Below are 20,279 nucleotides of genomic sequence, written 5' to 3' on the forward strand. Positions count from 1 at the left end.
GCGGCACCGCGGCGCTGCGGCGGCGCCCCCAGGGGCACCGCCGCAGCGACCGGGTCACCGGAAGGTGTGCAGGTACGGCGTCGAGCTGCCGACGACCGGCTCAGCCGTCGTGCCGTCGGTGGTGGCCCAGGTGCTGGTCACCAGGGCCCACGGAGCGAACCACGCGTTCTCGACGACCCACTCGTTGACCGCCTGGTAGGCCTCGGCCGCGTCGTCACCGGTGGCCTGGTCCGCCGCCGCGATCAGTGCGGAGAGCTCCGGGTCCTCGGTGCGGTCGGTGTTCCAGTTGGACTGGGGCCGCAAGCTCTGCTCGACGTCGAAGGGCGGGGTGATCGCCGGCAGCGCGAAGTAGAACACCGGGAACTCGTTGCCCAGGATCGCGGGGACGACCTGCTGCGGCGGGACGCTGACCAGGTTGACCCGGATGCCGATCTCGCCCAGCTGCTGCACGACGATCGGCGTGGCGAAGCCGAACCGGGCGATGTCGGGGTAGGGCAGGTCGAAGCCGTCGGCGTACCCGGCCTCGGCCATCAGGGCCCGGGCCGCCTCGACGTCGAACGGGTAGCGGTCGGCCAGCTCCGGCACGAAGGCGTCGCCGTCCGGACGGAAGATCTGCTCGGTCACCTCACCCTGCCCCTGGTACAGGGCCTGCAGGATCGCCGGACGGTCGAACACCATGTTCATCGCCTGGCGCACCCGCGGGTCGGCCAGCGCCGGGACGGTGCTGCCGTCCCGGTCGGCGATGTGGAGTCCGGCCCACAGCGCATCGCTCTGGACCAGGCCCAGCCCGGCGGCCTCGGCCTCCGCGACCGTGGTGGCGGTGATCGGCGCCGCGTTGACCTGCCCGGACCGCAGGGCGTTGAGCCGCGCGGTGACGTCGTCCATCAGCCGCATCCGCACCGTGTCGTACGGGTAGCCGTCAGCGTTCCAGTAGTCCTCGTTGCGGGTGAACGCCCAGGTGTCACCACTGGTCGAGTTCGCCGCGTCGTAGACGTAGGGCCCCGAGCCGACCGGGGCGGTCGCGGCGTCGGGCGCCCCCAGGGACGCCGGCGCGGCGAGCGCCCCCTGGCTCTGGGTCATCAGGAACGGGAGCAGCGGCTGCGGCGTCGCGGAGGTGACGGTCAGCGTCAGGTCGTCGACCACCTCCACCGTCATCCCCTGCAACCGGGCGGCGGCAGCCCCGCCACCGTCCCGGACGTACTCGATGCTCGCCTTGGCCGCCTCGGCGTCGACCGGGCTGCCGTCGGTGAAGGTCATGCCCTCGCGCAGGGTCATGGTCAGGGAGGTGTTGTCCTCACTGAGCTCGAAGTCCTCGGCGGCGTTGGGCACCGCCTCGCTGTCGGCGTCCAGCTTCAGCAGGGTGTCGTAGACCGCCTGCCACGGGAGGCCGGCGGCGCTCCCCCCGACCAGCGCGGCCGGGTCGAACGAGGTCGGCGGCGTGTCCAGGGCCAGCGTCAGCGTGCGCGCCCCCTCCCCGCCGTCACCGCCCCCTGAGGAGGTGCCGGCGCTGGTGCACCCGGCCACGGCAACGGCGACCGCCGCCGTGGCGGCCACGAGGGCACCGCGCCGGCACCGGCGTCGCCACGGTGAAGCCGTCGGTGATCCGCCCGGCGTCGGATGGGTCGAGAACTGCACGCGGGCCACTGGCCGCACCTCCACGAGTCGTGTCCACACTTCGTTGTGAAACGTTCAAAACTCTTGACGCAGCTTATGTGTCCGCGACCACAGTGCGCAATCCCGTTCGGCTTCGTTGCTGACTCGTGATCGAGCAGTCACCTCTTGGTACGTTCCAGTGCCGCGCCGCACCGGGCTCAGTCGTCCACCGCACCGTGCACGCGGCGTTCGGCCGCGTCCCAGCCGGCCGGGTCACCGGTGGGGCGGTAGGTCCGGGTCGCCTGGGTCTCCCGCAACAGTGCCCGCAGCTCGGGCAGCCCCCCGGCCAGCACGCCCGCGGCACGGGCCTGCACCAGCACGTTGCCCAGCGCCGCCGCCTCGACGGGGCCGGCGACCACCGGCAGCCCGCAGGCGTCGGCGGTCAGCTGGCAGAGCAGGGTGTTCCGCGCGCCACCACCCACCACGTGGACCACGTCGACGTCGCGGCCGGTCAGCCGCACCGCCTGTCGCACGGTGCGCCGGTGGGCCAACGCGAGACTGTCCAGGATGCAGCGCACGGTCTCGGCCTGGCTCGACGGCGGCGCCTGCCCGGTCTCGGCGCAGACCTCGGCGATCCGGGCCGGCACGTCTCCCGGCGGCAGGAAGCGTGCGTCGTCCGGGTCGACGACGGCGGTGAAGGCGGGCACCTGCGCGGCCGCGGCCAACAGCTCCGCCAGGTCGGCGGGCAGCCCGGCGGCGGCCCAGGTGCGCAGCGACTCCTGCAGCAGCCACAGTCCCATCACGTTGCGCAGGTACCGGACCGTGCCGTCGACGCCGAGCTCGTTGGTGAACCCGGCGACCCGGCTCGCGTCGGTGAGCACCGGCCGGATCAGCTCGACCCCGACCAGCGACCACGTGCCGCAGGAGACGTAGGCGAACCGGGCGCCGTGGGCGGGCACGCCGACGACCGCCGACGCGGTGTCGTGCGAGCCGACCGCGGTCACCGGCACCGGCCCGGTCAGCCCGGTCTCGGCCAACACCTCGGGGGAGAGCTCGCCGATCCGGTCCCCCGGGCGCACGAGCGGCGGGAAGAGGTGGCGGGGGAGCTCCAGCCGGTCGATCAGCCCCCAGGCCCACTCCCCCGTCGTGCTGTCCAGCAGCCCCGTCGTCGAGGCGTTGGTGACCTCGGCGCCGACCGAGCCGGTGAGCCAGTACGCCAGCAGATCAGGGACCAGCAGCGCGTGCCGAGCTCGCCCGAACCCGGCCCGCCGGCGCATCGCGGCCAGCTGGAACACCGTGTTGAACGGCAGGTGCTGCAGGCCGTTGACCCGGTACAGCTCCCCCGGGCCGGCAACCGCGTGCACGGTCGGCACCGCCGTGGCGTGCCGGGCGTCCCGGTAGTGCACCGGGTTGCCCAACAGCTCGCCGTCGGCGTCGAGCAGGCCGATGTCGACCGCCCAGCTGTCGATGCCCACGCCGTCCAGCCTGCCCGCGGCGCGCAGCCCGTCCAGCACCCCTGCGTAGAGGCCGAGGACGTCCCAGTGCAGCGTGCCCGCGGCGCGCACCGGCCGGTTGGGGAACCGGTGCACCTCGCGCAGGTCCAGCTGCCCGGGCGCGACCCGCGCGACCATGACCCGGCCGCTGGAGGCGCCCAGGTCGACGGCGGCCAGGGTCAGCTCGCCCGCGGTCACCGCAGGAAGGCGGCGGCCACGCCGGAGTCGACCGGGACGTGCAGCCCCGTCGTCCGGGTGAGCTCGCCGCCGGTCAGCGCGAAGACGGCGTCGGCGACGTGGTCGGGCAGCACCTCGCGCTTGAGCAGGGTGCGCTGGGCGTAGAACTGGCCCAGCTCCTCCTCCGGGACGCCGTAGACCGCGGCCCGCTTGGCGCCCCAGCCACCGGCGAAGATCCCCGAGCCACGGACGACGCCGTCGGGGTTGATGCCGTTGACCCGGATCTGGTGCTCGCCGAGCTCGGCCGCCAGCAGCCGCACCTGGTGGGCCTGGTCGGCCTTGGTCGAGGAGTAGGCGATGTTGCTCGGGCCGGCGAAGACCGCGTTCTTGCTGGAGATGTAGACGACGTCGCCGCCCATGCCCTGCTCGATCATGATCCGGGCCGCCTCGCGGGAGACCAGGAACGAGCCCTTGGCCATCACGTCGTGCTGCAGGTCCCAGTCGGCCTCGGTGGTCTCCAGGAGCGGCTTGGAGATCGACAGCCCGGCGTTGTTGACCACCAGGTCGACCCCGCCGAAGGCGAGCACGGCCGCCCGGAACGCCGCGGCCACCGCCTCGGCGTCGCTGACGTCGGCCGCCACGCCCACCGCGACGTCGGCCGAGCCGATCTCCGCCGCGGCCTCGGTGGCCTTGCCCAGGTCCAGGTCGGCGACGACGACGCACGCGCCCTCGGCGGCCAGCCGCTGGGCGATCGCCTTGCCGATCCCGCTCGCCGCACCGGTGACCAGCGCGACCCGGGTGGCCAGCGGCTCGGGCTTCGGCATCCGGGCGAGCTTGGCCTCCTCCAGCGCCCAGTACTCGATCCGGAACTTCTCGCTCTCGTCTATCGGCGCGTAGGTGGAGACCGCCTCGGCACCGCGCATCACGTTGATCGCGTTGACGTAGAACTCCCCCGCCACGCGGGCGGTCTGCTTGTTCGCGCCGAAGCTGAACATGCCGACGCCGGGCACGAGCACGATCGCCGGGTCCGCCCCGCGCATCGGTGGGGAGTCCGGGCTCGCGTGCCGCTCGTAGTAGGCCGCGTAGTCGGCGCGGTAGGCCTCGTGCAGCTCCCGCAGCCGGGCGACGACGTCCTCGACCGGCGCGGACGCCGGCAGGTCGACCACCAGTGGGCGGACCTTGGTGCGCAGGAAGTGGTCGGGGCAGGAGGTGCCCAGCGCGGCCAGCCGCGGGTGCTCGGCCGACGCCAGGAAGTCCAGCACGACGTCGGAGTCGGTGAGGTGCCCGACCTGCGGCTTGTCGGTGCTCGCCAGCCCGCGCACGACGGGGAACAGCGCGGCCGCCTTGGCCCGGCGCTCGGCTTCCGGCAGCGCCTCGTAGCCGGGCAGCGGCGCACCGAAGGGCTGCGGGCGGCCGCGCTCGGCGAGGAACTGCTCCGCCGTCCGGATGATCTCCAGCGAGTTGGCCTCGCACTCCTCGCTGGTGTCGGCCCAGGCGGTGATGCCGTGGCCGCCCAGGACGGCCCCGATGGCCTGCGGGTTCTGCTCCGCGATCTCCGCGATGTCCAGGCCGAGCTGGAAGCCGGGACGGCGCCACGGCACCCAGACCACGCGGTCGCCGAAGCACTCCCGGGTCAGCGCCTCACCGTCGGCGGCGGTGGCCAGCGCGATGCCGGAGTCGGGGTGCAGGTGGTCGACGTGCGCGGCGCGGACCAGCCCGTGCATCGCGGTGTCGATGGACGGCGCAGCGCCGCCCCGGCCGAACGCGCAGTGGTCGAACGCGGCGACCATCTCGTCCTCGCGGTCGACGCCGGGGTAGACCGCGACCAGCGAACGCAGCCGGTCCAGCCGGAGCACGGCCAGGCCGCCCTCCTGCAGCGTGCCGAGGTCACCGCCGGAGCCCTTCACCCAGAGCAGCTCGACCGGCTGCCCGGTCACCGGGTCGATGTCGGTGCCGACTGCGGAGGTGTTGCCGCCGGCGTAGTTGGTGTTCCGCGGGTCCGCGCCGAGGCGGTTCGAGCGGGCGAGCAGGTCACTGACCACGGGGTTCGTCATCTCGTCGTCCTCCAGTTGTTCACGCGCCCCAGGAGGCCTGCTGGCCTCCGACGCGCTCGGTGGCGATCTGCTCCTGGTGCCCGGACGCGGCGTAGGCGCGGTAGGGGTCACCGGCCAGGCCCTGCGACTCGCGCAGCTCGGCGAGCAGCGGGCGGACGTCGGTGTTGTAGGCGTCCATCAGCGCCGCGTTGGCGCCGAGCACGTCACCGGACTGCTGGGCGGCCCGCAGCGCCTCACGGTCGACCAGCAGCGCCTTGGCGGTGGCCTCCTGCACGTTCATCACCGAGCGGATCTGGCCGGGGATCTTCGGCTCGATGTTGTGGCACTGGTCGAGCATGAAGTTGACGCCGGAGTCCGGGCGGAGCGCGTCGGCCCGGACGATCTCGTTCATGATCCGGAACAGCTGGAACGGGTCGGCCGCGCCCACGATCAGGTCGTCGTCGCCGTAGAAGCGGGAGTTGAAGTCGAAGGCGCCGAGCCGGCCGACCCGCAGCAGCTGGGCGACGATGAACTCGATGTTGGTGTTCGGCGCGTGGTGGCCGGTGTCGAGGACCACCTTCGCCTGCTCGCCCAGGGCCAGGCAGTGCAGCAGCGAAGTGCCCCAGTCGGGGACGTCCATCGTGTAGAAGTACGGCTCGTAGAGCTTGTACTCGAGGATCAGCCGGTGCTCGGGGTCCAGCTCGGCGTAGATCCGCTGCAGCGACTCGGCCAGCCGGTCCTGCCGGTCGCGGATGTCGTCCTGACCCGGGTAGTTCGTACCGTCGGGCAGCCAGATCTTCAGGTCGGTCGAACCGGTGGCCCGCATGACGTCGATGCACTGCACGTGGTGGGCGACCGCCTTGGCCCGCACCGCCGGGTCGGCGTGGGTCAGCGAGCCGAGCTTGTACTCGTCGTCCTGGAACAGGTTCGAGTTGATCGCGCCGATGGCCACGCCCTCGTCGGCGGCGTGCTGCGCCAGCTTGCCGAAGTCGTCGACCAGGTCCCACGGGACGTGCAGCGAGACCCGCGGTGCCGCGCCGGTGTACCGGTGCACCACGGCGGCGTCGCTGATCTTCTCGAACGGGTCCCGCGGGACGCCGGGGGTGCTGAACACCTTGAACCGGGTGCCCGCGTTGCCGAAGGCCCACGACGGGAGCTCGATGGTCTGCCGGCCCAGCGCGGCGAGGGCGCGGGAACGCAGGTCGTCCTGCACGTGCGACTCCGTTCGACGGCGCCGGGCGGCGAGACGGTGATGGACTCAGCCGGCGCATGAAACGTTCCATAGGCGGGTGTGGCGCAGCTTACGAACGGCCGCGCTAGGCTGTCAATCGACCGACCGGCAAGCTGTTGAGACGATTCACGCGCTTCGCCGCCTCGCGCCACCCGCCGATCGGAGGACCCCCTGACCGCGAGCATCCGGGACGTCGCCGACCGGGCCGGGGTCTCCCTCGGCACCGTCAGCAACGTCCTCAACCGCCCGGACGTCGTCAGTGCGGGCACCCGGGAACGGGTGCTCACCGCGATCGCCGAGCTGGGGTTCGTCCGCAACGAGTCCGCCCGGCAGCTGCGTGCCGGGCGCAGCAGGACCATCGGGCTGGTCGTCCTCGACATCGCCAACCCCTTCTTCACCGACGTGGCGCGGGGGGTGGACGAGGTCGCCGGCGCCGCGGGCCTGGCGGTGATCCTGTTCAACTCCGACGACCGCCCCGAGAAGGAGGCCCGCCACCTCGACGTGCTCACCGAGCAACGAGTGCAGGGCCTGATCATCACGCCGACCGCGGAGCTCTCCCCCCAGCTCGACGCGCTCCGGCAACGCGGCGTCCCGGTGGTCCTCCTCGACCGGCGGGCCGACCACCCCGACCAGTGCGCACTCGCCGTCGACGACGTCCTGGGCGGCCGGCTGGCGGCCGACCACCTGCTGGAGCGCGGTGACCGCAGGATCGCCTTCATCGGCGGTTCGACCGGGTTGCCCCAGCTGCGCGAACGGCACGACGGCGTGGTGGCCGCCGTCCGCGAGGGCACCGGCACCGACGACGCGCTGACCGTCGTCACGCCCGAGTCGCTCACCGTCCAGGGCGGCCGCGAGGCGGCGTCCCGGATCATCGGCATGCCGGCCGGCCGGCGCCCCACCGCGGCCATCTGCGCCAACGACCTGCTCGCGATGGGCGTGCTGCAGGAGATGGTGCGACACGGCATCGCGGTGCCCGAGGAGTTCGCCATCGTCGGCTACGACGACATCGACTACGCCGCGGCAGCCGCCGTCCCGCTGACCTCGGTGCGCAAGCCGCGCAGGGAGCTGGGCCACCGCGCCGCCGAACTGCTCCTGGACGAGGCCGCCCGGGGCGCCGAGCACGTCCACCAGCAACCGGTCTTCGAGCCCACGCTCGTCGTCCGCGAGTCCAGCATGGCCCGGCGTCCCCGGGCCGGCACGAGCTGAGCGGAGGTCCCAGGTGAAGATCTCGCTCTTCGCCACCTGCCTGGTGGACACGATGACGCCGTCGGTGGCGGCGGCCACCGCGGCGCTGCTACAACGCCTCGGCCAGGACGTCGTCGTCCCGCCGACGCAGGCCTGCTGCGGTCAGATGCACGTCAACACCGGCTACCGGCGCGAGGCGGTGTCCATCGTCGCCAACCACGTGCGCGCCTTCGCGGGCGCCGAGGTGATCGTCGCGCCGTCCGGCTCGTGCGTCGCCTCGATCCACCACCAGCAGGCCGCCGTCGCCCGGCGTGCCGGCGACGAGGCGCTGGCGCAGGCCGCCGAGGAGCTGGCCGGCCGCACCTACGAGCTGTCCCAGTTCCTGGTCGACGTGCTCGGGGTGACCGACGTCGGCGCCTACTACCCGCACCGGGTCACCTACCACCCGACCTGCCACTCGCTGCGGATGCTCGGGGTCGGCGACCGGCCACTGCAGCTGCTGCGCGCGGTGCGCGGGCTGGAGCTGGTCGAGCTGCCCCGCGCCGACCAGTGCTGCGGGTTCGGCGGCACCTTCGCGGTGAAGAACGCCGACACCTCGACCGCGATGCTCACCGACAAGATGGCCGACGTGCTCGGCACGCACGCCGAGGTGTGCACCGCCGGTGACGCCTCCTGCCTGATGCACATCGGCGGCGGGCTCTCCCGGCTGCGCGCCGGCACCCGCACCGTGCACCTGGCCGAGATCCTCGCCGCCACCGAGCACGACCAGGCGCTGGTCACCGGGACGGTGACGTCGTGACCGCGACGTTCCTCGGCCTGCCGACGGCCCCCCGGGGGGTCGGCCACCTGCGCGGCGACGAGTCCTTCCCCGACGCCGCGCGCGGCGCCCTGCGCGACGGGCAGCTGCGGGCCAACCTCGGCCACGCGACGAGCACCATCCGGGGCAAGCGGGCACGGCTGGTGGCCGAGGTGCCCGACTGGGCACAGCTGCGCGCCGCCGGCAAGGCGATCAAGGCCGCCACCATGGCCCGGCTCGACGACCACCTCGAGGAGCTCGAACGCCAGGTCACCGCCCGCGGCGGCGTCGTCCACTGGGCCCGCGACGCCCACGAGGCCAACGAGATCGTCACCCGGCTGGTGCGTGCGACCGGCACGACCGAGGTGGTCAAGGTCAAGTCGATGGCCACCCAGGAGATCGGCCTCAACGAGGCCCTCGAGGCGGCCGGGCTCGACGTCTTCGAGACCGACCTGGCCGAGCTGATCGTGCAGCTGGGCGAGGACGAGCCCTCGCACATCCTGGTGCCGGCGATCCACAAGAACCGGGCCGAGATCCGGGAGATCTTCGCCCGCACCATCCCGGGGGTCGACCCGGGCCTGACCGACGACCCCCGCCAGCTGGCGATGGCCGCCCGGGAACACCTGCGCGAGCGGTTCCTGCGCGCCCGGGTCGCGGTCAGCGGCGCGAACTTCGCCGTCGCCGAGACCGGCACGCTCACCGTGGTGGAGAGCGAGGGCAACGGGCGGATGTGCCTGACCCTCCCGGAGACGCTGATCACCGTGATGGGGATCGAGAAGGTGGTGCCCACGTGGCGCGACCTGGAGGTCTTCCTGCAGCTGCTCCCCCGCTCCTCCACCGGCGAGCGGATGAACCCGTACACCTCCACCTGGGCCGGGGTGACGCCCGGCGACGGCCCGCAGGAGTTCCACCTGGTGCTGCTGGACAACGGCCGGACGGCGGTGCTCGCCGACGAGGTGGGCCGGGAGGCGCTGCACTGCATCCGCTGCTCCGCGTGCCTGAACGTGTGCCCGGTCTACGAGCGGGCCGGCGGCCACGCCTACGGCTCGGTGTACCCCGGCCCGATCGGCGCGGTGCTCAGCCCGATGCTCACCGGCGTCGAGGACAACGCCTCGCTGCCCTACGCGTCCTCGCTCTGCGGCGCCTGCTACGAGGTCTGCCCGGTGGCGATCGACATCCCCTCGATCCTGGTGCACCTGCGCGCCGAGCACGTCGAGGCGCAGGATCGGCCGACGGCCGAGGGGATGGCGTTCAAGGCCCTGGGCAGGGCGATGTCGCACCCGTGGCTGTGGCACCTCACCCAGCGGGCGGCCCGGCTGGGACGCCTGGTCGCCCGAGGGCGGGCGACGCTGCCCAACGCGTTCCCACCGCCTGTCTCCGGGTGGACCCGCAGCCGCGACCTGCCCACGCCGCCGGCGAGGACGTTCGTGCAGCAGTGGACCGAGGAGCACCGGCAGTGAGCTCTCGCGAGGAGGTGCTGGGCCGGATCCGGACCGCGCTCGGCGAGACCCGGGCGCCCGTGCCGGAGGTGCGGCGCGACTACCGCCGGGCGGAGGACTCGGCGACCGAGACCGCCCCGCTCGACCTGCTCGTCGAGCGGATCGAGGACTACCGCGCCGACGTGCTCCGCTGCGCGGCCGACGACGTCGGGGCGACCGTCGCAGCCGCGCTCGACCGCGGGCTCGGTGCCGGCTGGACGACGTCCGGTGTCGTCGTCGCCCCCGGGCTGCCGGCGGCCTGGCGGCCGGCCGGCTGCGACGTCGACGACGAGCGCCCCGCCCCCGAGCTGGCCGAGCGCGCGGCGTCGGTAACCGCCGTTGCCGTGGCCATCGCCGAGACCGGCACGCTGGTGCTCGACGGCTCCCCCGCCTGCGGCCGGCGGGCGCTGTCGCTGCTGCCCGACGTGCTCGTCTGCGTGGTGACCGCCGACCAGGTCGTGTCCGGGGTGCCCGAGGGCATCGCCCGGCTGGACCCGCTGCGGCCGCTCACGATGATCAGCGGCCCGTCGGCGACCAGCGACATCGAGCTGGAGCGCGTCGAGGGCGTGCACGGACCGCGCAGCCTGCTCGTGGTCCTCGCCGACTGACCTCGGGACGGACGGTCACCGCCGCCCCACCTGCGGACGGGCCACCGCCCACCGCATCGCCGGCGCAGTCGGCTACTCGTGCACCGCCCAGACCTCGGCCGGGCCGCGGGGCGTCTCCACCACGCGCCGGGGCTCGACCCGCTCGTAGACCCCGAGCCAGCGGGGGCCGTCGTAGACGAGCAGGGAGGAGGCCAGGGCGTCGGCGGGCAGGTCGTCGACCTGACCGTCACGGGGACCACCGAGGTGGAGGATCAACGGCACCGCGGCAGTCTAGACAGGTGCGTTTACGCTGTAAACCAGCCCGTCCAGCGGGTGGTCACCCGCCCACGTAGGCCGCCAGGTGCTCGCCCGTCAGGGTAGCGCGGGAGGCGACCAGGTCGGCCGGGGTGCCCTCGAACACCACCCGGCCGCCGTCGTGGCCGGCACCGGGCCCGAGGTCGATGAGCCAGTCCGCGTGCGCCATCACCGCCTGGTGGTGCTCGATCACGATCACCGAGGTGCCCGAGTCGACCAGCCGGTCGAGCAGGCCGAGCAGGTGCTCGACGTCGGCCAGGTGCAGGCCCGTGGTCGGCTCGTCGAGCACGAACACCCCACCCTTCTCGCCCATCTGCGTCGCCAGCTTCAGCCGCTGCCGCTCGCCGCCGGAGAGGGTGGTGAGCGGCTGGCCCAGGGTCAGGTAGCCCAGCCCCACGTCGGCCAGGTGGCTCAGCACCTGGTGCGCCGCCGGCGTGCGCGCCTCCCCCGCGCCGAAGAACTGCTCCGCCTCCGCGACCGACATCGCCAGCACCTCGCTGATGTCCCGCCCACCCAGGCGGTACTCCAGCACCGAGGCCTGGAACCGCTTGCCCTCGCACTCCTCGCAGGGGCTGGCGACGGCGGCCATCGTGGCCAGGTCGGTGTAGACGACCCCGGCGCCCTTGCAGGTCGGGCAGGCGCCCTCGGAGTTGGCGCTGAACAGCGCCGGCTTCACCCCGTTGGCCTTGGCGAACGCCTTGCGGATCGGGTCGAGCAGCCCGGTGTAGGTCGCCGGGTTGCTGCGCCGCGAGCCGCGGATCGGCGTCTGGTCGACCGTGACGACGCCGTCCCGGCCGGACACCGAGCCCGAGATTAGCGAGCTCTTGCCCGACCCGGCCACCCCGGTCAGCACCACGAGCACTCCGAGCGGGATGTCGACGTCGACGTCCCGCAGGTTGTGCGTCGCGGCACCGCGGACCTCGAGCGCCCCCGAGGGGGCGCGCACCGCCAGCTTCACCGCCACCCGGTCGTCGAGGTGGCGACCGGTGAGGGTGCCGCTGGACCTCAGGTCCTCGACCGTGCCCTGGAAGCAGATCGTGCCGCCGCCCGACCCGGCGCCGGGCCCGAGGTCGACGACGTGGTCGGCGATCGCGATCGTCTCCGGCTTGTGCTCGACCACCAGCACCGTGTTGCCCTTGTCGCGCAGCCGCAGCAGCAGGTCGTTCATCCGCCCGATGTCGTGCGGGTGCAGGCCGATCGTCGGCTCGTCGAAGACGTAGGTGACGTCGGTGAGCGAGGAGCCGAGGTGCCGGATCATCTTTGTCCGCTGCGCCTCACCGCCGGAGAGCGTGCCCGCCGGCCGGTCGAGCGAGAGGTAGCCCAGCCCGATCTCCACGAACGCGTCCAGGGTCTCCCCCAGCCCGCCCAGCAGCGGCGCGACCGACGGCTCGTCCAGGTCGCGCACCCACTCGGCGAGGTCGCTGATCTGCATCGCGCAGACCTCGGCGATGTTCTTCCCGCGGATCCGCGAGGAGCGGGCCTCCGCGCTGAGCCGGGTGCCGGCGCACTCCGGGCAGGTGGTGAAGACGACCGCCCGGTCCACGAACGCCCGGACGTGCGGCTGCATCGCCTCCCGGTCCTTGCTCAGCATCGACTTCTGGATCTTGGGGATCAGGCCCTCGTAGGTCAGGTTGATCCCGTCGACCTTGATCTTGGTCGGCTCCTTGTGCAGCAGGTCGTGCAGCTCGGCGTCGGTGAACTCGCGGATCGGCTTGTCCGGGTCGAAGAAGCCGCAGCCGCTGTAGATCCGGCCGTACCAGCCGTCGGCGCTGTAGCCGGGGACGGTGAACGGCCCCTCGTTCAGCGACTTGCTGTCGTCGTAGAGCTGGGTGACGTCGATGTCGGTGACCCGGCCCATGCCCTCGCACCGCGGGCACATGCCGCCGGTGATGCTGAACTCGCGACGCTCCTTGACGGTCGCGCCGCCCCGCTCGAAGGTCACCGCGCCCGCGCCGCTGGCCGAGGCGACGTTGAAGGAGAACGCCTGCGGCGAGCCGATGTGCGGCTCCCCCAGCCGGCTGAACAGGATCCGGAGCATCGCGTTGGCGTCGGTGGCGGTGCCCACCGTGGAGCGCGGGTTGGCGCCCATCCGCTCCTGGTCGACGATGATCGCCGTCGTCAGCCCGTCGAGCAGGTCGACCTCGGGGCGGGCCAGCGACGGCATGAACCCCTGCACGAACGAGCTGTAGGTCTCGTTGATCAGCCGCTGCGACTCCGCGGCGATCGTGCCGAACACCAGCGAGCTCTTCCCCGAGCCGGAGACGCCGGTGAAGACCGTCAGCCGGCGCTTCGGGATCTCGACGCTGACGTCCGCGAGGTTGTTCTGCCGCGCGCCGATCACCCGGATCAGGTCGTGCCGGTCGGCCGCGTGCTGCCCTCCGGACGGGACGTCGGTGCTGGTGGCCGTGCTCATCGGCTCTCCTCCTGCCCGGCTCGGGCCCGGGCTGCTCAGCGCAGCTGCTGGATGCGGATCATGTTGCCCGCCGGGTCGCGGACCGCACAGTCCCGGAGACCGTAGGGCTGGTCGGTCGGCTCCTGGACGACCTCGGCCCCGGCGGCCGCCAGGGCGCCGAAGGTGGCGTCGAGGTCGGGAGTGGCCAGGTTGACGCCGAAGAAGCTGCCCTTGGCCAGCAGCTCCTCGATGGTGCGGCGCTCGTCGTCGGTGAGGCCCGGGCCGGCGGCCGGGGGGTGCAGCACGATCGCCGTGTCGGGCTGACCGGGCGGGCCCACCGTGATCCAGCGCATCCCCTCGTAGCCGACGTCGAGGCGGACCTCGAAGCCGAGGGTGTCGCGCCAGAACAGCAGCGAGGCCTCCGGATCGGTGTGCGGCAGGAAGCTGGAGTGGATGGTGAGCGTGCCCGCGGGGTCCGCGTCGGTGGAGGTCATGTCGATCACGCTAGGGACGCCGTGGGTGCGGGCGCTTCTCGATTCCTGACCGGTCTGGTCGCCTGCTTCGCCACGCACGACGGCAGCCCGGCCAGGGCATCGGACAGGGCCCCGGCCGCCTCCCGCCGGTAGACGCTCGGCGGCACCCCGACCAGCTCGGTGAAGCGGGTGCTGAACGTGCCCAGCGACGAGCAGCCCACCGCGAAGCACACCTCGGTGACGCTCAGGTCGCCTCGGCGCAGCAGCGTCATCGCCCGCTCGATCCGCCGGGTCATCAGGTAGGCGTAGGGCGGCTCCCCGTAGGCCGCGCGGAACGCCCGGCTCAGGTGCCCGGCGGACATGTGCGCACCCCGGGCGAGCGCCTCGACGTCCAGCGGCTGGGCGTACTCGCGGTCGATGCGGTCGCGGACCCGGCGCAGCCGGGCGAGGTCGGCCAGGCGCTGCGCATCCGGCGATCGGCCCGTCACCTCCGAGACCGTGCCACACCAGCGGGCCGTGGGGTACCGGTCACGCGCCGGTGAGGACGACGAGCCGCTGGGTCGCCCGGGTCATCGCCACGTACCGGTCGACCAGCACGACCAGGCCGGACGCCAGGCCCTCGGCCAGTGCCGGGGGCGAGCGACCGGACCGGGGACGTGCCCGGGTACGTCGGGTCGCCGCGCCGGGCACTCCCGTCCCCGCGGCACCGTCACGTCCCCGTCATCCCCGTCGGGGGGCGCGAGACCGTCCCGTGTCAGCTCCGTGACGAACGCCTCCCGGCGCGGATGAGGCCCGTCCGGCCGGGCACCGCGGGGTCGACGGACACCACTCGCCAGCTCGTCCGGGGCGGAGGGAGGACCCCCATGCGCACGACCTGGCTCCGCGCCGCCGCCGCTGCGCTCGCGGCGGTCCCGGCGCTCGGTCTCACCGCCTGCGCGGACGCCGCCGGCATCCCGGCCGGCTCCGCCGTGGAGGACCTCACCGCGGCCGACGCCTTCGACGGCACCTCCGTCGAGGGCGCCTACGACGCGCGCTTCCGCGCGGACCTGCCCCTGCACGTCGGGCAGCAGGCCCGCCTGTCCGCCGTCGTCGCCGAGGTGATCACGTCCCGGGTCGTCACCATCACGTCCACCCGGCCCTCCGTCGTCGAGCCGCTGCTCGTGGTCGGCGCGACCGCCGGTGACCGGCTCGCGCCGGGAACCGTCGTCCTGGTCACCGGCCTGGTCCGGGAGAGCTTCACCGTGCCCGACGCCGAGGACGAGCTCCGCACCGACCTGGACGACGCCCTGTTCCAGGCGTGGATGCGCGAGCCCTACGTCCTGGCGGACGACGTACGACCGCTGCCGGGCACCGGCTGACCCCGCCCCCTCCTCACGGTCGAGGAGGCCCGTGTCGACGCTGGTGCCGTGCAGGGGCGTCGACCCCGAGGTGCCGGGCGACGGTTGGGGAACGGCGGGCCGGGCACACTCCTCGTCGTGTCGCGATCCGTCCTGATCATCGAAGACGACCCGCGCATCCGGCGGATCATGCAGATGACGCTGCAGCGCGAGGGCCTCGAGGTGACCGAGGCGGGCAGCGGCGAGGCCGGGTTGGGGCAGCTGGGCGAGCGCGACTTCGACGTCGTCCTGCTCGACCTCATGCTCCCCGGCAAGGACGGGTTCGAGGTGTGCCGGGAGATCCGCCGCACCTCCAACGTCCCGATCATCATGGTGACCGCACGGTCGGACAGCCACGACGTCGTCGCCGGCCTGGAGGCGGGCGCCGACGACTACGTCTCCAAGCCGTTCGTGGCCAAGGAGCTCTCCGCGCGCATCCGCGCGCTGGCCCGGCGCACCCGCGCCCCGGAGCCCCGGGTGCGGATCTCCGTCGGCGGCCTGGAGATCGCACCCTCCGAGGGGACGGTCACCCGCGACGGCGAGCCGGTCAGCCTGACCCGCACCGAGTTCAAGCTGCTGTGCGAGCTGGCCGAGGAGCCCGGCCGGGTGCTCAGCCGCGAGGAGCTGCTGGAACGGGTCTGGGGCTACGACTACTTCGGCGACTCCCGGCTGGTCGACGTGCACGTGCGGCGGCTGCGCAAGAAGGTGGAGGCGGACCCGGCGCAGCCCACCGTGGTCACCACCGTCCGCGGCATGGGCTACCGCATCCCGGCGTGACGACGGCCGTCGGGCGGTCACCCAGCCCCGTCCGCACCCTCCGGGGCCGGGCCACGCTCGCCTTCACCGTCGTCACCACCGTGCTGTGCACCCTGCTCGCGGTCGCGGTCTGGTACGCGGTCTCCCACTACCTGCTGGTGCAACGCGAGCGGACGACGCTCGTGCAGGCGGCTGAGAACGCCTCGCAGGTGCAGCGCGCCCTGGGCACCCAGGGCCTCGCCGTGCCGCAGGTCCTCGCCCAGCTCCCCCGCGAGACGGGCTCGGTGTCGCTCTACGTCGACAACGGCCAGTGGGTGACGACCTCCCTGCTGGTCGGCCGGGAGGCGGTACCGGCCAGCCTGACCGGGCCGGTGCTCGACGGCGTCCCGGCCCGCCAGCGGATCGACGTGCAGGGCGAGACGATGATGGCCGTCGGCGTCCCGCTGGCCGGGCTGGACGAGGCGTACTTCGAGGTCTTCCCGCTCGACGAGCTGGACAGCACCTACCGCGTGCTCGCCGCGGGGCTGGCACTGTCGGTCGTCGGACTGGTCCCCCTCCTGCTCGTGGTCGGCTGGTGGGTCACCGGACCGGCGCTGCGCCCGCTGGACCGCCTGGCCGCCGCAGCCGGGTCGATCGCCGCCGGGGACCTGTCCACCCGCATCGACCCGCAGGACGACCCCGCCCTGCGCCCGATCGCCTCCTCCTTCAACCGGACCGCCGCCCAGCTGGAGGACCGGGTGCGCACCGACGCACGGTTCGCCGCCGACGTCAGCCACGAGCTGCGGACGCCGCTGACCGCGATGCTCGGCGCACTCGACCTGGTGGAGCTCACCGCGGACGGGCTGCCGCCCGACGGGCGGGAGGGGCTGGACCTCCTGCGCGCGGAGATGGTCCACTTCGAGCGGCTGATCGCCGACCTGCTGGAGATCTCCCGCGCCGACGCGGGCAACGCCGACCTCGTGGTGGAGGAGGTCCGGCTGGCCGCTCTCGTGACGGAGGCGCTGGCCCGGCGGCGCCTGGCCGGCCGGGACACCGCCTGGCTCCACGTCGACGCGGAGGCCGCGGACGTCGTCATCCACGCCGACAAGCGCCGGCTGGAACGGGTGCTGGGCAACCTCATGGACAACGCCGACACGCACGGCGGCGGCCTGACCGGCGTCACGGTCGCCCGCGGTGCCACCACCGTCTGCGTCCTGGTGGACGACGACGGCCCGGGGGTGCCGGCCGGGGAGCGGCTGCGCGTCTTCGACCGGTTCGCCCGCGGCACCGGCAGCATCCGCACCCACACCGACGGCGCCGGGCTCGGGCTCGCCCTGGTGGCCCGGCACGTGCAGGCCATGCGCGGCACCGTGACCGTCGGCGAGAGCCCTTCGGGCGGCGCCCGGTTCGTCGTCGAGCTGCCCGCCGGGCCGGTGTCGTGAGCGCCCCCATGCGCCTGCGGGTGCTCGGGGTGGCGCTCGCGGCGGCCTTGCTGACCGGGTGCGGCGTGTCCGCCCAGGACACCGCCGAACCGCTGCGGACCGGGGTGCCCCTGGTCACGCAACCGGGCGCCGGCGGGCCCGCCACCGGCCAGCGTCTCACCGTCTACCTGGTCCGCGGCGCCCGGCTCACGGAGGTGGAGCGACGCATGGACGCCCCCACCGTGGCCGCCGCGCTGGATCAGGTGGTGGACGGGCCGACCCGTGCCGAGGCGGCCGACGGCGTGCGCACGGCGCTGGCGCCGGAGGTGGTGGGCGTGGAGGTGGTGCTGCCCGACGGCACGACCACGGTGGCGGTCACCCGGGGGTTCACCTCGATCACCGGAGGGAACCAGCTGCTCGCCGTGGCGCAGGTCGTCTGGACGCTCACCGGCCTGCCCACCGTCACCCGGGTCCGGTTCACCGTGGAGGGGATGCCGGTCGAGTTGCCCACCGACACCGGCCTGTCGACCGGGCCGGTCGGCCGGGGCGACTACCTGTCCGTCGCACCGGCCGAGCGGACGCCCAGCGGGACCGCGCCCAGCGGGACCGCGCCCAGCCAGACCGCACCCAGCCAGACCGGGCCCAGCCAGACCGCACCCAGCCAGACCGGGCCCAGCGAGACCGCGCCCGCCGACCCGGAGGACTGACCGCGGCCCGCCGTCACTCCTCGGGAGCAGTCCGTCGGAGAGCGGGGCGGCTCCGCCGGGGCCGGGCAGCGACCGGAGCCGCTCGTCCAGCAGGCAGTCGATGCGGCGGCTCCGGGCGGCGATGGCCACCACCAGCGCGGCCTCCATGTCCAGGAGCTCGGCCTGGCGCCGCCGCACCTCGGCCAGCTCGCTGAGCGCGCCCCTGGTGACCCGGCTCAGGGCGCGCAGCTCTGCGTCGGTGCCGTCCACGGGACGGTGGTGGGACTCGGGCACGGCAGGCTCCTCGACGTCGGCGGGATGCGACCCCCGTCGCGTGCCCCACCGCGACGGATCACCCCGGGGATGCCCACACTGCCGGGCCGGAGCGGACCCGCACCCGACCTGACACGGAAGTGCAAGACCAGCGCCACAGGACCGCAACCGGGACCCCGGCGCCGGGCACGGCCGGCCCCGCCCCCGAGGTCCGCGACACCGCCGATGGTCAGCGGCCGGCGGCCTCCCCCGCCAGGTCCCCCGCAAGGTCCCCCGCCAGGTCCTGGGCCAGCGCCCGCAGCGTCGCCGCCGGCAGGATCGCGGCCCGGGCCAGCGCCAGCAGCCCCATGGTGGGCGGGAGGGACAGCTGCTCCGTCTGGGTCAGCTGCGGGGCGTGCCGTTCCACCACCGCCCGTGCCCGGTGGTCCTGGAGCAGCCGGAGCAACGGCTCGGTGAGCAGGTCGACCGCCGGCAGCTCGGCCAGCGGCGGCAGCGGCTCGGCGACCGCCGCGGCCCGGTCGGCCTGGGCACGCACCAGCAGGTGCTCGGGCCCGGCCTCGCCCTCGAACGGGATGCCCAGCCGCTGGAACTGGCTGGCCGGCGCGTCGTTCTCGTGCATCAGCCGGGCCAGCAGCCGCAGCATCCGTAGCTCGACGTCGTCGTCCTGGAGGGGGTGCTGCTGGCCGGGGTCGGCCGCCAGGTCGAACAGCAGCGTGCCGTGCAGCCACGGGTTGCTCCGGGCCGCACCGGCCGGTACCCGCATGGTCCGCAGGCCCTTGGTGAACGCGAACGGCTCGGCCGGCTCCCAGGCCGCGAGCTCCCCCACCCCGAACCGGCTGCGCATGTGGGTGGGCATCAGCGTGTGCTCGTCCAGCGGGGTGTTGGCCGCCTCGACCGGCGCCCGCATGTAGACGTGGCGGCCGTCGGTGACGTTGACGTGCCCGCCGTGGGCGCCGAAGAGCGCGCCTTCCCGCGACGAACGCTGCGCCAGCAGGTCGGCGAGGTCGTGCCCCTGCACGTCCGCGGGCGGCTCCTGGCCGAAGAAGCGCAGCAGCGTCGGCGCGATGTCGATCGTCTGGGCCAGCGCGCCGCAGCGGGTGCCCCGCTCGCCGGTGCGCGGGTCCCACAGGAAGAACGGCAGCCGCACCAGCTCGTTGAACCAGGGCATCGCCGACTTGGCCCACCAGCCCCGCTCACCGAGCAGGAAGCCGTGGTCGGTGTTGACGATCAGCATGGTGTCGGCCCACATGTCGTGGCCGTCCATGAAGTCCAGCAGCCGGCCGAGCGACGCGTCGCACATCGAGACCAGCGCCGCGTACTCGTAGCGCGCGTGCGCCACCTGGTCGGCGGGCTCGGTCACCTTCTGGTAGCCGGGCCAGTCGAACTGCGGGCCGTCGTAGTCGTGCGCGTAGCGCTTCTTGTGGTCCTCGTGCGTGAAGAACGGCTCGTGCGGGTCGAACAGCTCCAGCTGCAGCAGCCAGCGGTCGGCGTCGACGTTGGTCTCCAGGAAGTGGATCCCGGCGTCGACCGTGCGGGTCTGGTTGTGGTCGGCCTCGGTCGGCATGTAGCTGCGGTTGATCGCGTCCTGCCGGTGCATCGCCCGGAAGACCGGGTGCACCGACGGGTCCTCCGCCGGGTCGTCCGGGCGGGGGACGACGCCCTTCCACGGGTCGCCCTCCTGGCCACGGAAGAACTCCCAGGTGGAGTAGCGGGTGTGGTAGTTCCCGCCGCCGTCCTCGAAGTAGTGCTGGTGGTCGGTGGCCAGGTGGGTGTGCACGCCGGCCTGCTTCAGCAGTTCCGGCATCGAGTCGTCGAAAGGCTCCAGCGGACCCCAGCTGCGGTGCAGGAAGTTGTACCGGCCGGTGTGCATCTCCCGGCGGGCCGGCATGCAGGGCATCGACCCGGCGTAGAAGTCGTCGAAGGTCACCGTCCGCTCCGCCAGCCGGGCGAAGTTCGGTGCGTCGACGAAGGTGTCGCCGTAGGGCGGGAGCATGTGCCGGTTGAGGCTGTCGAACATCAGGACGATGGCGCGCAC

18 protein-coding genes are annotated in these 20,279 nt (G+C 73.6%); 8 read left to right on the plus strand and 10 right to left on the minus strand.

Features of this window, described 5'->3' with window-relative positions; translation table 11 throughout:
* Positions 1-54 precede the first annotated feature (54 nt).
* The 4 genes from JD78_RS08825 to rhaI form a co-directional block, all read right to left on the minus strand.
* Positions 55-1,554 (minus strand): ABC transporter substrate-binding protein, encoded by a 1,500-nt coding sequence (locus JD78_RS08825; RefSeq protein WP_153358888.1) that lies wholly within the window; start codon positions 1,552-1,554, stop codon positions 55-57.
* Between the two features lie 257 nt (positions 1,555-1,811).
* Positions 1,812-3,284: a rhamnulokinase gene (locus tag JD78_RS08830; RefSeq protein ID WP_228395047.1), complete on the minus strand. Its 1,473-nt coding sequence runs from the start codon at positions 3,282-3,284 to the stop codon at positions 1,812-1,814.
* Positions 3,281-5,317, minus strand: coding sequence for a bifunctional aldolase/short-chain dehydrogenase (locus JD78_RS08835; RefSeq protein WP_153358886.1), 2,037 nt, complete (start codon positions 5,315-5,317; stop codon positions 3,281-3,283). The genes JD78_RS08830 and JD78_RS08835 overlap by 4 nt, the downstream gene beginning before the upstream one ends.
* Before the next feature lie 19 nt (positions 5,318-5,336).
* Complete coding sequence (gene rhaI / locus JD78_RS08840; RefSeq protein WP_153358884.1) at positions 5,337-6,509, minus strand: L-rhamnose isomerase; 1,173 nt, start codon at positions 6,507-6,509, stop codon at positions 5,337-5,339.
* A 201-nt stretch (positions 6,510-6,710) separates the two neighbouring features.
* Here rhaI and JD78_RS08845 point away from each other — a divergent pair, with 201 nt between their 5' ends.
* From JD78_RS08845 to JD78_RS08860, 4 genes are read left to right on the plus strand one after another with little or no spacing between them, the layout of a single operon-like run.
* Positions 6,711-7,733 (plus strand): LacI family DNA-binding transcriptional regulator, encoded by a 1,023-nt coding sequence (locus JD78_RS08845; protein WP_243731123.1) that lies wholly within the window; start codon positions 6,711-6,713, stop codon positions 7,731-7,733.
* A gap of 13 nt (positions 7,734-7,746) precedes the next feature.
* Positions 7,747-8,511 (plus strand): (Fe-S)-binding protein, encoded by a 765-nt coding sequence (locus JD78_RS08850; RefSeq protein WP_153358880.1) that lies wholly within the window; start codon positions 7,747-7,749, stop codon positions 8,509-8,511.
* On the plus strand, positions 8,508-9,968 hold the full coding sequence (locus JD78_RS08855) for a LutB/LldF family L-lactate oxidation iron-sulfur protein (protein ID WP_153358878.1): 1,461 nt from the start codon (positions 8,508-8,510) through the stop codon (positions 9,966-9,968). The genes JD78_RS08850 and JD78_RS08855 overlap by 4 nt, the downstream gene beginning before the upstream one ends.
* Complete coding sequence (locus JD78_RS08860) at positions 9,965-10,594, plus strand: LutC/YkgG family protein (RefSeq protein WP_153358876.1); 630 nt, start codon at positions 9,965-9,967, stop codon at positions 10,592-10,594. Before JD78_RS08855 ends, JD78_RS08860 begins: the two co-directional genes overlap by 4 nt.
* 72 nt (positions 10,595-10,666) lie before the next feature.
* On the opposite strand, the gene JD78_RS08865 is transcribed toward JD78_RS08860, so the two are convergent.
* From JD78_RS08865 to JD78_RS08885, 5 genes are read right to left on the minus strand one after another with little or no spacing between them, the layout of a single operon-like run.
* Complete coding sequence (locus JD78_RS08865) at positions 10,667-10,855, minus strand: hypothetical protein (RefSeq protein ID WP_153358873.1); 189 nt, start codon at positions 10,853-10,855, stop codon at positions 10,667-10,669.
* A 55-nt stretch (positions 10,856-10,910) separates the two neighbouring features.
* The gene (locus tag JD78_RS08870) at positions 10,911-13,301 is read right to left on the minus strand and encodes an ATP-binding cassette domain-containing protein (RefSeq protein WP_166521095.1); all 2,391 of its coding nucleotides are present in this window, start codon (positions 13,299-13,301) and stop codon (positions 10,911-10,913) included.
* A 35-nt stretch (positions 13,302-13,336) separates the two neighbouring features.
* Positions 13,337-13,774: a VOC family protein gene (locus JD78_RS08875; protein WP_153358870.1), complete on the minus strand. Its 438-nt coding sequence runs from the start codon at positions 13,772-13,774 to the stop codon at positions 13,337-13,339.
* A 5-nt stretch (positions 13,775-13,779) separates the two neighbouring features.
* Positions 13,780-14,241 (minus strand): helix-turn-helix transcriptional regulator, encoded by a 462-nt coding sequence (locus JD78_RS08880; protein WP_153358868.1) that lies wholly within the window; start codon positions 14,239-14,241, stop codon positions 13,780-13,782.
* 40 nt (positions 14,242-14,281) lie between these two features.
* Positions 14,282-14,443, minus strand: coding sequence for a hypothetical protein (locus JD78_RS08885; RefSeq protein WP_153358865.1), 162 nt, complete (start codon positions 14,441-14,443; stop codon positions 14,282-14,284).
* A gap of 173 nt (positions 14,444-14,616) precedes the next feature.
* Between JD78_RS08885 and JD78_RS08890 the strand changes: the two genes are divergently transcribed.
* The 4 genes from JD78_RS08890 to JD78_RS08905 all read left to right on the plus strand — a co-directional run bounded on the left by JD78_RS08890 (position 14,617) and on the right by JD78_RS08905 (position 17,992).
* The gene (locus JD78_RS08890; RefSeq protein ID WP_153358864.1) at positions 14,617-15,111 is read left to right on the plus strand and encodes a hypothetical protein; all 495 of its coding nucleotides are present in this window, start codon (positions 14,617-14,619) and stop codon (positions 15,109-15,111) included.
* A gap of 117 nt (positions 15,112-15,228) precedes the next feature.
* Positions 15,229-15,906: a response regulator transcription factor gene (locus JD78_RS08895; RefSeq protein ID WP_153358862.1), complete on the plus strand. Its 678-nt coding sequence runs from the start codon at positions 15,229-15,231 to the stop codon at positions 15,904-15,906.
* Positions 15,903-17,306 carry a HAMP domain-containing sensor histidine kinase gene (locus JD78_RS08900; RefSeq protein WP_153358860.1) on the plus strand — a complete coding sequence of 468 codons (1,404 nt, stop codon included), beginning with the start codon at positions 15,903-15,905 and terminating at the stop codon, positions 17,304-17,306. Before JD78_RS08895 ends, JD78_RS08900 begins: the two co-directional genes overlap by 4 nt.
* Positions 17,303-17,992, plus strand: a complete 690-nt coding sequence (locus JD78_RS08905) for a GerMN domain-containing protein (RefSeq protein ID WP_153358858.1) — start codon at positions 17,303-17,305, stop codon at positions 17,990-17,992. Before JD78_RS08900 ends, JD78_RS08905 begins: the two co-directional genes overlap by 4 nt.
* Positions 17,993-18,473: 481 nt before the next feature.
* Here JD78_RS08905 and JD78_RS08910 read toward each other — a convergent pair whose 3' ends face one another.
* Positions 18,474-20,279, minus strand: a complete 1,806-nt coding sequence (locus tag JD78_RS08910) for a sulfatase (RefSeq protein WP_153358856.1) — start codon at positions 20,277-20,279, stop codon at positions 18,474-18,476.

This window comes from Modestobacter roseus (assembly GCF_007994135.1).
Classification (GTDB): domain Bacteria; phylum Actinomycetota; class Actinomycetes; order Mycobacteriales; family Geodermatophilaceae; genus Modestobacter; species Modestobacter roseus.

What these genes read in the sequence shown, in the direction of transcription:
- JD78_RS08835 (WP_153358886.1), bottom strand. Translation starts at nt 5,317, where the DNA reads ATGACGAACCCCGTGGTCAGTGACCTGCTCGCCCGCTCGAACCGCCTC.
- JD78_RS08870 (WP_166521095.1), bottom strand. Translation starts at nt 13,301, where the DNA reads ATGAGCACGGCCACCAGCACCGACGTCCCGTCCGGAGGGCAGCACGCG.
- JD78_RS08875 (WP_153358870.1), bottom strand. Translation starts at nt 13,774, where the DNA reads ATGACCTCCACCGACGCGGACCCCGCGGGCACGCTCACCATCCACTCC.
- JD78_RS08890 (WP_153358864.1), top strand. Translation starts at nt 14,617, where the DNA reads ATGCGCACGACCTGGCTCCGCGCCGCCGCCGCTGCGCTCGCGGCGGTC.